The following is a 12351-nucleotide window of genomic DNA, read 5'->3' as shown; positions in this document are numbered from 1 at the left end:
GTCAGTCAAATACGGCGCACCATCTGGCATACAGCGCAGCCTTGGCGTGCCGCCGAGCGCCGCGAAGCGCTGGCTGAGCATGGCGTATGCCATCGGTACAACCTCAACGGGCAATGCAAAGCGGCCCAGCAGCGGCACATATTTTGAAACATCCGCAATACATACAAAGACTTTGGCGGCGGCTGCGACAATCTTTTCGCCGGTCAATGCGCCGCCGCCGCCCTTGATCATCCGGCCATGCGGATCGATTTCGTCCGCGCCGTCGAGATAGAGCGGTAAAGCATCGGCCTGATTCAGCTCGAATACTGGAACGCCACAGGATTCAAGGCGGGCAGTCGTTGCGCGCGAGCTTGAAACTGCACCCCGGAAATGCCGCCCAAAGGCTTGTTGCGCCACGAGCGCGTCGATCAATATATTGACGGTCGAGCCGGCGCCCACCCCAAGCAATGCGCCTTTCGGCGCATGCGCCTGTACATAATCGGCGCCCGCCAGCGCGGCGCGTTGTTTAAGCGCGTATTGATCCATTGATTAAAGCCTTTTCAAACGCTGCCGCACAGCCTCAAATAAACAAATCCCGCTCGCGACCGATACATTCAAACTCTGCACATGGCCCGCGAGCGGAATCCGCACGACTTCATCGCACGCCTCGCGCGTCAGACGCCGCATGCCCGCGCCCTCCGCCCCCATCACTAGCGCCAGCGCGCCGTCCAACTGAATATCGAACAAAGAGGTCGTTGCGTCGTCCGCGGTGCCAATCACCTGTATGCCGGCGTTTTTCAATGCGCGCAACGCACGCGCGAGATTGATCACAGTCAGATACGGGACCGTTTCTGCCGCGCCGCTGGCCGCTTTTGCCGCGGCCGCTGTCAATCCAGCCGCGCGCCGCCGCGGCGCAATCACCGCATGCGCGCCCGCGCCATCGGCCACCCGCAGACACGCGCCGAGGTTATGCGGATCGGTCACGCCATCAAGCGCGAGCAGTAAGGGCTGGCCTTCAATGGTATCAAGCAGCGTCTCCAGCGAATGCGCGCGCGTCGCCTCCGTCACGCGCGCAACAACGCCCTGATGGCGCTTCTCTCCGCTCAGCGCGTTTAATCGGGATGCGTCCGCGGCAATCAGGCGCGCATTCGCGGACGCGGCAAGATGCAAAAACGCGCGCATCCGCGCATCCTGCCGCGCCGGGTCGTACCACACTTCATTGACCGTCGCCGGAAAGGCTCTAAGCCGCGCTGTGATGGCGTGAAAACCGTGTAACAGTTTGAGGCGGGGCATTCAGCGGGGACCAGGAACGTTAGGCGCTTCGTTCAACCAGCAGCAAATCAATCTTGCGCGCATCAGGATCGACGCGGCTGACTTGCACCCGCACGCGGTCGGATAAGCCATAACGTGCGCCTGTCCGCGCGCGCAATTCATTTTTAATTGCATCGTATTCCAGATATTCCGGACCGAGCGTGCTGATATGCACCAGCCCTTCGACAAAAAGCGGCTCAAGCGTCACAAACAGACCGAAGGCGGTAACGCCGCTGACTGCGCCCTCGTAAATTTCGCCCCGCTTGTCGAGCATGAACTGACATTTGAGCCAGGCTTCGACATCGCGCGTCGCCTCATCGGCGCGCCGTTCATTCGCCGAGCAATGCAATCCCAAGCTTTGCCAGACCGATGTTTTCGCGCTCGGCGCAGAAGCGGGCAAATGCCGCAATGCCGCCGATTTGCGCGGCCGGTATGCACGTCCCTTTAGGATTGCGCGAATCGCGCGATGCACGAGCAGATCCGGATAACGCCGGATAGGGCTTGTAAAGTGGGTATAGGCGGGATACGCCAGGCCGAAATGCCCAATATTGTCCGGGCTGTATATCGCCTGTTGCAATGAGCGCAGCAGCATTGACTGCAACATCTGCGCATCGGGCCGCGCGCGCGCCTGCGCGATGAATGCCGCGTAGTCGCGCGCCTGGGGTTTTGCTCCGCCGCCAAGCCTTAACCCCATTCCGCCCAGAAAACGGCGCAGACTGGCCAGCTTTTCCTCGGAAGGGCCGGCATGCACGCGGTACAGACACGGATGTTGATGCCGCTTTAAAAAATCGGCGGCGCAGACATTGGCCGCCAGCATGCACTCTTCAATCAATTTGTGCGCTTCATTACGCACGCGCGGCGCAATGCGTTCAATTTTCCCTTCCGCATTGCAGATCATGGCCGTCTCAACCACGTCGAAATCAATCGCGCCGCGGCGCGCGCGCGCGCGCGCCAGCGTTTGATAAATACCGTGCAACGCGCGCAACTGAGGGAGAAACGCCGCTCGCGGCGGCGCACTGGCATCGGACGGTCCGCTCATCAGCGCCACCGCTTCGGTGTAGCTCAGCCGCGCGACGGAATGAATCATTGCCGGATAACACTGGCACGTATGCACCGCCCCCTGGGCATCGATTACAAGATCGCAGACCAGCGCGCAGCGGTCCACCTCTGGATTCAATGAGCATAAGCCGTTGGAGAGTTCCGGCGGCAACATGGGAATCACGCGGCGCGGGAAATACACCGAGGTGCTGCGTTCCAGCGCTGCGGTATCGAGCGCATCGCCAGGCTTGACGTAATAAGAGACATCGGCAATCGCCACCCTCAATCGAAAACCGCGTTTGCGTCCCAGTTTGACCGCTTCGCCGTACACCGCGTCGTCGAAATCGCGCGCATCTTCGCCGTCAATCGTAAGCCACGGCAAATGACGCAGATCAACGCGGCCGCGACAATCCGCTTCCGCGGGCGCGTCGGGCAGTTGCGCCGCCTGCGCGCGCGCCTCCTCGCTGAACTGATGCGGGACGCCGAATTTGCGCACCGCGATCTCAATTTCAATGCCTGGGTCATCAGGCTCACCGAGCACTTCCGTCACTTTGCCAAGCGCAGGCGTATAGCGGTCTGGAAAACGGAGCAATTCAACGTTGACGATCTGACCCGCGCGCGCTTTTCGCCGTCCGCGCGGCTGGATCAAAATTTCTTGGCTGATGCGTTGATCGGACGGCGCCAGCCACATCCCCTCTTCCTTGAGAATTAAGCGACCGCTCAGATGCGTATGGGCACGCTCAATGACTTCGACAATCTGCCCTTCAGGACGCCCGCGGCGGTCGTATCCGACCAGCCGCGCGCGCACGCGGTCGTTGTGCATCACTTTTTGCATCTGCGCGCTCGACAAAAACAGATCGGGTTCGCCATCGTCGCGCGCCAAGAAGCCATACCCCTCCCGATGGCCCTGGACGCGGCCGGCAATGAAGCGGGTCACGGGCATCGCCCGCCCCCGTCCTTTGGCATCGAAATGGATTTGTTCGTCGCGCGCCATCGCCGCGAGGCGGGCCGAAAATCCTTCGCGCGCCTTGCGCCGGACTGCAAGCATCTGAGCCAGATCATCTGCTGCCAGCGGCGCCTTGGCGGCGCGCAGCGCGCCTAGAATTTCTTCACGGCTTGGGATTGGGGTGAGCGTTTTGTTCAATGTGTTGTGCAAGCTTGAGATATTCACCGACCGGAACCTCTTGCGCGCGCCGCCCAAGATCGAAGCCAAGCGCGTCAAAATCAGGGGTCTTTTGATAAACGGACAGAGTATGACGCAATATCTTGCGCCTCTGCGAGAACGCCGCGCGCACCAGCGCGGCGAAGCGCGCCCAGTCAAGCTGGGGCAAGGCGCGCGATGCGTGCGGCGCCATTCTGAGCACCGCTGAATGCACCGCCGGCGGCGGCGCAAAGGCGCAGGGCGGCACGTCGAAAAGCCGTTCGACCGCATAACGCGACTGCAACATCACCGAGAGCCGTCCATAGTGGGCGCTGCCAGGCGCGGCGGCGATGCGCGCTGCAACTTCGCGCTGCAACATGAAATGCTGGTCCACCACCTCATTCATCTCATCAAGCAAATGAAATAACAGCGGACTGGAGATGTTGTAAGGCAGATTGCCCACAATCCGCAGCCGCGCCTGTTCCGCGCGCGCAAGCTGAGCGAAATCAAAGCGCAGCGCATCGCCCGCATGGAGGATGAGCGAAGCATGGCCCAGTCTTTGCAAATGCGCCGCCAGATCGCGATCCATTTCAATCGCGTGCAGGCGGCCTGCGCCGCCGAGCCGCTCAAGCAGCGGCCAGGTCAATGCGCCCAGGCCGGGACCGATTTCGACCAGACAATCCTGCGGCGCGGGCGCAATCGCCGAGACAATTGCATCAATGACTGCGGAATCGATCAAAAAATGCTGGCCAAACCGCTTACGCGCAGTATGGCCCTGAATGCGCGCTTTAGCCAAAATCATCCTTCCACGCGCGCAACGCCGTAAATACAGCGAGGCGATTGCTGCAGCGGCCCGCGCGGGCGTTTAGAGCATTTTTCAGCGATTTGCACTGTGTCACTTCGCGCTCGCCGTATTGTTCATACTGTCTTCGCGCTCGTTCCTTGTGCAATCTCTCTGAAAAATGCTCTAGGTATCGAAGAATCGCCAGTGCCTCAAGCCGGAAAAAAGGATTCACCCGTTTTTCATGGCCAATGGTGGTGGGGACGGTAGGCGCGCCCTGTGCGCGCAGCATTTCAGCCTGACGCTGCCAGTCTTGTAATGCGGCATTCTCAGGTTCGCACGCGCGCGCGAAACGGATATTGGCGAGGGTATATTCGTGCGCGCAGTGCACGCGCGTCATATCTGGCAAGGCGGCGAGCTTGTCCAGCGAAGCGAGCATCTGCCGCGGCGTTCCTTCAAAAAGCCGCCCGCAGCCGCATGCGAACAGGGTATCGCCGCAGAAAAGGCGCGGCGGTCCGTTAAGCGAATCCGGAAGCAAAAAAAGCAATATGTCCCAGCGTATGCCCCGGCACCTCCAGCACGGAAAAGCGCAACGCCGGCGTTTTGATTTGCACGGTGTTCTTTTCCCTCACGGGATGCGTCACGCCGGGAATGCTCTCGGAGGCCGGGCCGTAGACCGGAATATCCTGCCCCTCCGCCAGCGCAAGCGCGCCGCCGGTATGATCGCCATGATGATGAGTCAGTAGAATAGCGCTTAATCGCAAACGCCGCTCGCGCAGATAGGCGCGCACCGGCGCTTCATCGCCCGGATCAATCACCACCGCATCGCGGCCATTGGAGATCACCCAGATATAGTTATCCTGAAACGCGGGGATTGCCGCATATTCGAGCGCGCTATGTCCAACGCCTCCAACGCCTGAAATCTCCATCTCGGATTTTCCTTTTTCCATCTTGTATTATGCCTGCTCTATCCAGCATCCAATGGCCCGTCTGGGCAGCCTCGCCTCTTGGCCGCACTGTGCTGCGCTGGGAACAGGCGCAGTTCGATACCCTGGTCGGCAATATTTTCGGCTATCACGCAGTGCAGTTGGGCTTGCCTGAGCTGAATGCGTTGCGGGAAAACCGCATCTCATGCCGCACGCTTGCACTCGGCGCAATTTCAGGCGGACGTGAATCTGTATGCCCGGAAGATTCCTTGAACCCAAGCTTTCACTCAACCCTCCAGTGCGATTTTCTAGCGCTTCCCCTTGCAACGCAAAGCATCGATTTACTGGCGCTGCCTCATGCGCTTGAGCTCACCCGTGAACCGCATCAGCTCCTGCGCGAAGCCGCGCGCGCGCTGCTGCCTGAGGGTCAGATCATCCTGAGCGGATTTAATCCGCACAGTTTATGGGGCGCGCGGCATGCGCTCGGATACAGAATACGCCATCCATTCGTGCCCGCGTTGCATCCGCTGATCGCGCTCTCAAGACTCAAAGATTGGCTCAAACTTCTGGGTCTTCAATTGAATCAGGGGCGCTTTGGAATATACAGGCCGCCTTTTAGAGCGTTTTTCAATGAGATTGCCACTGGCGCAAGCGCGAAGACAGTATGGGGATCGATGCGGGCGGAGCAGGTCTCCATCGTACAGCGATGGAGGCGACCCCGCAGCGATCCCGAATACCGAACACGCAGAAGCGACACCGGGCAAGCCGCTGAAAAATGCTCTAGCATGAAACGCTGGCCGAATCGAGGCCACTTTCTGGAAACCGCTGGTCATCGCTGGTGGCCCATTTTCGGCGCTGTGTATATCATCACGGCGGTCAAACGCGCGCATGGCGTGCGTTTGATTGGACCAGCGCAATTGAACGCGCCCTCGCTGTTACCTGCGCCCGTTTCTCCAACCTCAAGAGAAGCCATTTCATAGCACCACAGCCTTGCAGCCATTTATAAAATGACTTCTAGGACTTGCCACAAATGAATATAAAACTCATCGAAATCTATACCGACGGGGCTTGCCGGGGAAACCCCGGCCCCGGCGGCTGGGGCGCCGTACTGCGTTATCACGCCCTGGACGCGGAAATGGGGATGCGCGAACGGGAATTATCCGGTCATGAAGCGGCAACCACCAACAACCGGATGGAACTGATGGCCGTCATTGCCGCGCTTGAAGCGGTTCAACCTCCGCTTTGCGCCGAAAAAATCGCAATTTACACCGATTCGCAATATGTGCAGAAAGGGATCAGCGAGTGGATTCACCGCTGGCAACGGAATCACTGGATGACGGCTGCGAAAACGCCCGTTAAAAATGTGGATTTATGGCAGCGGCTGGCGGTGCTGGCTGCTTTGCATCCAATTGAATGGCACTGGATCAAAGGGCACGCCGGCCATCCAGAGAACGAACGCGCGGACCGGCTCGCGCGTCAAAGTATAGTGGCTTTACCTGCAAAGCGGGCATGATTTTTAGCAGTAACGATTGTCATGTAGAGCATTTTTCAGTGAGCGTGCCCAAGGAGCAAGCCGCTGAAAAATACTCTAGACGATACTCGCCTTCTGTATTTGACTAGATTGCCTTTTTTCCTGAATCGCCAGCAATACGCCTTCTCGGCTCAAAAATATTTGTTGGGCAGCTTTAATCTCATCGAGAATATTCACTATGTCCTCTTCGCCATGCGATCTGCAACAACTGATGAATGCGTTGAATTTGTCACGGACATCCTGATTCGTTTGTATTTCGAGCGCCCATGCACATTCCGTCACGATATCGAGCAGTTCCGGATGCTGGTTATTCTGTTGCTCGCTTTGAAAAGCGAGGAGCGCATCGCGTATTTCTGTGGATCGGCCATCACTTTGAGCGACTCTTACAATTTCACTATTGAATTGCATCAAACACTCAGGTATGAGCTTGTTGTATTCATATAAATGATGCGCCTTAACCAGTCTGATATAGCATTCTTTCTGTGCAGTCTCATTTTTATTTTCTATCAGTATTTTACAAAGAATAGGATGTTCCAGGATTCTTTGGGCAATTTCAATATTTTCTTTATTTAAAGCCAGCCTGAATAGGGTTTCAGGTTGCAGACGTTCTGCTATTTCGTCTGATAAACCATGATTATCAAATACAATTCGCGCATTCTCAGCGCTGGAAATCATGATTCTGTTTAAATGATCAGCGCCCAGTTTTCCGATCAGTCGCGCATCTTGTATGATCTGTTTTTCTATGGCCGGGTCAATAGAGGCCAGCGTGAGTAAATTGGCGGCCGGGTTTGATTCAGACTCGGGCATTTGCGGCGCTAGGGTCTGCTGGAGGAAGTGCGGGTTCTGCAAAAGAAGTTTCGCGGCCTTTGTAGACTTGTCATCAGAGCCAGGCATGAACCCTTCTACGGTCACAAGTTCGACCAATTGGTTCGGCGTAAATTTTTCACAGATCGCTGCACTTTTAAAAATATCGATTTTTAAATCAGAATTCTGTTTACAGGCCTCTTTTAACTCCTTGATATCCGCGGATTTTAGAAAATTCTGCTGTTTGAGTTCTTCTTCACTAACGGCGTTATACAATGAAAGGTCTACGCCTCCATAACTACTACTGTTCCACATATTCCTCTCCTTTATAAAGAGCTAGAAAATATAGCTCTTCACTATAATATTTCGCCTATCCATGCGTCAACTCACTCTCGATACTGAAACCACGGGCTTAAACGCTCAGTCTGGCGACCGTATTGTCGAAATCGGCTGCGTTGAATTGATCAATCGCCAACTGAGCGGTCAGACCCGCCATTTTTATCTCAATCCAGAGCGTGAAAGCGCCAAAGAAGCGCTCGCCGTACATGGCTTAACGACCGAATTTCTGCGCGATAAACCCAAGTTTGCACAGATTGCGTTCGAGTTGTGCGCGTTTATGCAAGGCGCGCAAATCATTATTCACAATGCTCCATTCGATCTGGCCTTTCTGGACGCGGAACTGGCTTTGCTCGGTTTGCCGCCCTTCCAGGAACATTGCGGCGTCGAGATTATCGATACTTTAGCGCTGGCGAGAACGCTTTTTCCCGGTAAACGGAATTCTCTTGATGCGCTTTGCGAGCGTTTTGGAGTGGATAATACCCATCGAACCTTGCACGGCGCTTTGCTGGACACCCGGCTGCTTGCGCATGTCTATCTGGCGATGACGCGCGGCCAGGAAAGCCTGGGGATCGAGCTCTCCGAACCGTCCGCGCCTGGCAAAAGCCTGCCTGTTCCGGCGGCGCTGGATGCCGGGGCGCTGCCCGTGCGCAAAGCTTCGCCTGATGAAGTTGCAGCGCATCGCGCAATGCTGGATGAGCTTGAGCGGACTTTAAAAGCGCCATGCGCATGGCGCTCATCGTTATAATTACCCTGTAGAGCATTTTTCAGTGAGATTGCACAAGGAGCAAGCGCGAAGACAGTATGGAGATCGATGCGGGCGGAGTAGGTCTGCCTCGCTGCGCGATGGAGGCGACCCCGCAGCGATCCCGAACACACGGAACGGCGAAGCGACACAGGGCAAGCCGCTGAAAAATGCTCTGGGGCGGTTAACTCAGCGGTAGAGTGCCACCTTCACACGGTGGAAGCCGCAGGTTCGATTCCTGCACCGCCCACCCGTTGTTTTTCATTCAGCTTCAAAAGTCACAAAAGGCCCAAAAAAGCTTGACACCCGCATCCAGAGCGCGAACAATCGGGCCAGCGTTTTTCTGTATATTTACAGAAAATAGCGGAGCGGGTTTATAAACCTCTGTGCAGTTTGCAGACAGGCTTTTAGATGCGCTTGTAGATATGTCATGAAATGAAGGGAACACGCAATGGTAACGATTGATCAGGAAAAAAAACGCTGTTACGGACAGGTTAAATGGTTCAGCGATGGCAAGGGGTTTGGATTTATTACACCGGATGAAGGGCATGAGGATTTATTTGTGCATTTCTCGGAAATCGCCTCTCAAGACAATGGCTTCAGAACGCTAAAAGAGGGCAGCAGAGTCAGTTTTGAAATCGGGGAAAGTCCAAAAGGAAAACAAGCCTTAAAAATCGAAATAGAAGAAACGGCTTAGTTTCTGGATTCCTTAGAGCCTGTCTATAAATCTACTGAGCGGGCGTCATGCCGCAATTTTTAGACAGGTTCTTATTCAGCCCGGTTTCGGCCGGGTTTATCGTCATTTTTATTTTTATGAATCCCAACGCGCAAATGCTTGAGTTTGCGGTATAGATGCGTGCGTTCGAGACCGGCTTTTTCTGCAATGCGCGTCATACTGCCGTTCTGACGCGCCAGATGATATTCAAAATAGGCGCGCTCAAAGGCGTCGCGCGCATCCCGCAGAGGGATATCGAAGGAAATATGCTGCATGCGCACGATTGGAGAATCCGCCTCTGCTGCGTCCTCGGAAGACGGCGCTTGCCGCTGAACCTCTGATACCGGCTTTGGGCAAGCGGACGGCGCTTCCGGCCTGCGCATGCCCTGCGCCAATCCTTTCTCGATTGCCCTTAATAATTTCTGCAAGGCGATGGGCTTTTCCAGAAAGTCCAGCGCGCCGATTTTGGTCGCTTCGACGGCGGTGTTAATCGTCGCATGTCCGGACATCATAATGACCGGTATCGTCAGTTGGCCTTGCGATGCCCATTCCTTGAGCAAAGTCATGCCATCGGTATCCGGCATCCAGATATCGAGCAATACAAGGTCTGGCGCGCCGCGCAACCGGCAGTCGCGCGCCTCGCGCGCGTTCGCGGCGATTTCGACAATATGCCCCTCATCATGCAGAATTTCCGTGAGCAGCTCACGAATCCCAATTTCATCATCTACGACCAGAATGGTTGCCATATCCTTCATCTACCCTATACGCGGCGCTGCGTCATCAGCTAACTAGAAAAAACAAAATAGAAATCTGCGCACCGCTGACCGTCCCATCGTCCCGCACATCATTGCGGATTTCAATGCGTGCGCCGTGTTCATCCACAATTTTCTTGACGGTGGCCAGTCCCAGGCCGGTGCCTTTGGACTTGCTCGTGACATAAGGCTCAAAAGCGCGCGCAAGCAGATGCGCCGGAAAACCTGGGCCGTTGTCGGAAATGCTCAGGCGCACGGCCTGAGGAACGTGTCCCGACTGATTCGTCTCGGCGTCTGACGGTTCCAGCCTCACCGTTTGAGTCTCGATCAACACCCATTTCCGGGGCCGCTGTGCGACTGCATCCTGCGCATTCTGCAATAAATTATGAATCACCTGCCGCAGTTGGTTTGGATCGCCGCGCATGACCGGCAGCGGCTTCAGATCAAAATGAATCTCGCTCTTGCCCTCGCCCGCGCCATAGAGCGTCAGCACTTCGGTCACCAGATCGTTCAATTGCAGATTTTGCAGCGCGGGCGTCGGCATGCGCGCATATTCGCGAAAATCGTCGACCATCCGTTTCATCGCCGCGACCTGACGGATGATCGTTGTTGCGCAGCGCTTTAGCATCGCGGCATCGTTCGCATCCAGTTTATGCATCAGCTTCATTTGCAACCGCTCGGCGGACAGTTGAATCGGCGTCAGCGGATTCTTGATTTCGTGCGCGAGCCGGCGCGCAACTTCGCCCCAGGCGATTGAACGCTGCGCTGAAATGACATCTGAAATATCGTCGAATACCACTACATAGCCGGATGTGAGGGAATGCCTTGCCGCGCCGCTTGGCGCGCGCAACAGGCGCGCGCCGCGCACTAATAATGTCAGCGGCTCTGTTTCGCCCGCAACCCGGACTTCAAGCTGATGCTGCCAATGATCTGGATCGGCGAATGCGTCCGCGTCCGCCGCTGCGCGCTCGGCAAAGGCTTTACGCACCAACGCGCCAAACGCATTTAAACCGGTGATTTCGTCGAGCAGCCGGCTCAGCTGCGGCTGAAAGGACTGGCGCAAAATACGCTGCGCGCCCGCATTGGCGATGTTCAGACGAAATTGACGGTCGAACACAAATACGCCCGCGCTCAGATTCGCCAATACGCTCTCAAGGTATGCTTTCGCCTGTTCTAGCGCGTTCCGGTTCCGTTCAACCGCCGCGCGCGCATCAGACAATTGCCGGGTCATCGCATTAAACGACTGGGTCAGGAAACCCAGTTCATCCTTGCTTCTGATTTCGCGCTTCGGCGTGTAATCGCCGCGCGCCACTTCCCGCGTGCCCTGCGCCAGCAGGAAAAGGGGGCGCGTGAGCTGATTCCCCAACACAAGCGCCAATATCATCGCCAGAAAACTTGCGAAGAAGAGCGCGAGCGTCAAAGTGCCGATATACATTTTGCGCAGGCCGGTCCGTCCCAGCTTCTTGATTTGATAGTCGCGCCAGGCGCGTTGCGCCTCTTGCATGTTGCGTGCGAGCGGAGCCGGTACGGTGCGCATGAGCTGCAGAAATTTCTCGCCATGCGCCGGAAACGGAATCAGCACGCGCAAGCGCAGCGCGTTCTGCGTGCGCGCGTTTTTTCCCATATCTTCAACGATGGCATCGCCGCCCGCGCGCGCGCTGATCTGCAGCATCGCGCGCGTGGGAATCTCCTGCCCTAGATGGTCAGCATCCAGCGCCGGCGCGCGCGCAAGCACGCGGCCCGTTTGCGACACCACCATCGCCTGCTGCGCGCCGCTTCGCGCCCGCAACCGCTCCAGCGCAGCGGAATGGATACGGCCCAGAGCCGATAACCGCGCTGCGATGCGTACCCCCTCGCGGCGCAGTTCCGCCAGTTCGGCATCCAGCGCGGCGCGTCCCAACTCCAGGCCGGACTCAAGCGCGGCCTCGATATTGACATCGAACCACGACTCGATACTGCGCGCCACAAATTGCAGCGAGATCAAATAAATGAGACTGCCCGGCAATACGCCGACAAGCGTGAAAAACACCGCCAGCTTCGCCAGCAGCCGCGTGCCGAAACGGCCCTGCCGCAAACGCACGATCAGCGCCGCCGCCAGACCGCCGACAATGAGCGTCAAAATCAACGCGACCGCGGCGTTCGCGGCATACAGCCATGAATAGTAGCGGTCAAAGAACTCGGTATTGGCCGCGGCAACAGCCAATAACGCGAGCAGAAGCAGCGCGCACAGCGCGACCATCGCGAGCAGCGCGCCCAGGACAAGAAGTTTCGGGCGGGTTGGGAGGTGGAATT

General features: G+C 56.9%; 11 protein-coding genes, 1 tRNA gene and 2 pseudogenes. 6 read left to right on the top strand and 8 right to left on the bottom strand.

The features are described from left to right. From rpiA to gloB, 5 genes and pseudogenes are all read right to left on the bottom strand, one after another. A partial coding sequence (rpiA, locus tag CAGGBEG34_RS05230) for a ribose 5-phosphate isomerase A (protein WP_042688164.1) occupies positions 1-525 on the bottom strand: 525 nt, incomplete at its 3' end. A 3-nt stretch (positions 526-528) separates the two neighbouring features. Then, positions 529-1272 carry a 23S rRNA (guanosine(2251)-2'-O)-methyltransferase RlmB gene (rlmB, locus tag CAGGBEG34_RS05225; RefSeq protein WP_006682773.1) on the bottom strand — a complete coding sequence of 248 codons (744 nt, stop codon included), beginning with the start codon at positions 1270-1272 and terminating at the stop codon, positions 529-531. Between the two features lie 19 nt (positions 1273-1291). Then, a complete protein-coding gene (gene rnr / locus CAGGBEG34_RS05220; RefSeq protein ID WP_042688171.1) occupies positions 1292-3472 on the bottom strand; it encodes a ribonuclease R in 2181 nt (726 codons plus the stop codon). After that, on the bottom strand, positions 3438-4271 hold the full coding sequence (gene rsmA, locus CAGGBEG34_RS11325; RefSeq protein WP_420885887.1) for a 16S rRNA (adenine(1518)-N(6)/adenine(1519)-N(6))-dimethyltransferase RsmA: 834 nt from the start codon (positions 4269-4271) through the stop codon (positions 3438-3440). The genes rnr and rsmA overlap by 35 nt, the downstream gene beginning before the upstream one ends. Next, positions 4258-5179, bottom strand: a pseudogene (gloB, locus tag CAGGBEG34_RS10120) (hydroxyacylglutathione hydrolase). Before gloB ends, rsmA begins: the two are co-directional and overlap by 14 nt. A 29-nt stretch (positions 5180-5208) precedes the next feature. Here gloB and CAGGBEG34_RS11685 point away from each other — a divergent pair. Together CAGGBEG34_RS11685 and rnhA are read left to right on the top strand one after the other, a co-directional pair. After that, on the top strand, positions 5209-6156 hold the full coding sequence (locus CAGGBEG34_RS11685; RefSeq protein ID WP_042688163.1) for a class I SAM-dependent methyltransferase: 948 nt from the start codon (positions 5209-5211) through the stop codon (positions 6154-6156). A gap of 50 nt (positions 6157-6206) precedes the next feature. Next, positions 6207-6689, top strand: coding sequence for a ribonuclease HI (rnhA, locus tag CAGGBEG34_RS05200; RefSeq protein WP_006682770.1), 483 nt, complete (start codon positions 6207-6209; stop codon positions 6687-6689). 75 nt (positions 6690-6764) lie between these two features. On the opposite strand, the gene CAGGBEG34_RS05195 is transcribed toward rnhA, so the two are convergent. Continuing rightward, a complete protein-coding gene (locus CAGGBEG34_RS05195; RefSeq protein WP_006682769.1) occupies positions 6765-7826 on the bottom strand; it encodes a hypothetical protein in 1062 nt (353 codons plus the stop codon). Between the two features lie 61 nt (positions 7827-7887). Here CAGGBEG34_RS05195 and dnaQ point away from each other — a divergent pair, with 61 nt between their 5' ends. The 4 genes and pseudogenes from dnaQ (at position 7888) to CAGGBEG34_RS05180 (ending at position 9289) form a co-directional block, all read left to right on the top strand. Beyond that, positions 7888-8595 carry a DNA polymerase III subunit epsilon gene (gene dnaQ, locus CAGGBEG34_RS05190; RefSeq protein ID WP_006682768.1) on the top strand — a complete coding sequence of 236 codons (708 nt, stop codon included), beginning with the start codon at positions 7888-7890 and terminating at the stop codon, positions 8593-8595. A 7-nt stretch (positions 8596-8602) separates the two neighbouring features. Beyond that, positions 8603-8791, top strand: a pseudogene (locus CAGGBEG34_RS10115) (2-oxoglutarate dehydrogenase complex dihydrolipoyllysine-residue succinyltransferase); the annotation flags it as partial. Then, a tRNA-Val gene (locus CAGGBEG34_RS05185) sits at positions 8771-8842 on the top strand. The pseudogene CAGGBEG34_RS10115 and the gene CAGGBEG34_RS05185, both read left to right, overlap by 21 nt. Before the next feature lie 201 nt (positions 8843-9043). Then, a complete protein-coding gene (locus tag CAGGBEG34_RS05180) occupies positions 9044-9289 on the top strand; it encodes a cold-shock protein (RefSeq protein WP_006682767.1) in 246 nt (81 codons plus the stop codon). A gap of 71 nt (positions 9290-9360) precedes the next feature. Here CAGGBEG34_RS05180 and CAGGBEG34_RS05175 read toward each other — a convergent pair whose 3' ends face one another. Further along, positions 9361-10053: a response regulator gene (locus CAGGBEG34_RS05175; RefSeq protein ID WP_042688170.1), complete on the bottom strand. Its 693-nt coding sequence runs from the start codon at positions 10051-10053 to the stop codon at positions 9361-9363. Between the two features lie 34 nt (positions 10054-10087). Next, on the bottom strand, positions 10088-12298 hold the full coding sequence (locus CAGGBEG34_RS05170) for a sensor histidine kinase (RefSeq protein WP_042688169.1): 2211 nt from the start codon (positions 12296-12298) through the stop codon (positions 10088-10090). Positions 12299-12351 lie beyond the last annotated feature (53 nt).

This window comes from Candidatus Glomeribacter gigasporarum BEG34 (assembly GCF_000227585.1).
Lineage (GTDB): Bacteria > Pseudomonadota > Gammaproteobacteria > Burkholderiales > Burkholderiaceae > Glomeribacter > Glomeribacter gigasporarum_B.
This window is presented reverse-complemented; position numbering and strand designations above follow the sequence as displayed.

Coding starts and splice junctions, on each gene's coding strand:
- dnaQ (WP_006682768.1), top strand. CDS start 7,888: ATGCGTCAACTCACTCTCGATACTGAAACCACGGGCTTAAACGCTCAG.
- CAGGBEG34_RS05175 (WP_042688170.1), bottom strand. CDS start 10,053: ATGGCAACCATTCTGGTCGTAGATGATGAAATTGGGATTCGTGAGCTG.
- rnhA (WP_006682770.1), top strand. CDS start 6,207: ATGAATATAAAACTCATCGAAATCTATACCGACGGGGCTTGCCGGGGA.
- CAGGBEG34_RS05180 (WP_006682767.1), top strand. CDS start 9,044: ATGGTAACGATTGATCAGGAAAAAAAACGCTGTTACGGACAGGTTAAA.
- rsmA (WP_420885887.1), bottom strand. CDS start 4,271: ATGATTTTGGCTAAAGCGCGCATTCAGGGCCATACTGCGCGTAAGCGG.
- rlmB (WP_006682773.1), bottom strand. CDS start 1,272: ATGCCCCGCCTCAAACTGTTACACGGTTTTCACGCCATCACAGCGCGG.
- CAGGBEG34_RS05170 (WP_042688169.1), bottom strand. CDS start 12,298: ATGGTCGCGCTGTGCGCGCTGCTTCTGCTCGCGTTATTGGCTGTTGCC.
- CAGGBEG34_RS05195 (WP_006682769.1), bottom strand. CDS start 7,826: ATGTGGAACAGTAGTAGTTATGGAGGCGTAGACCTTTCATTGTATAAC.
- CAGGBEG34_RS11685 (WP_042688163.1), top strand. CDS start 5,209: ATGCCTGCTCTATCCAGCATCCAATGGCCCGTCTGGGCAGCCTCGCCT.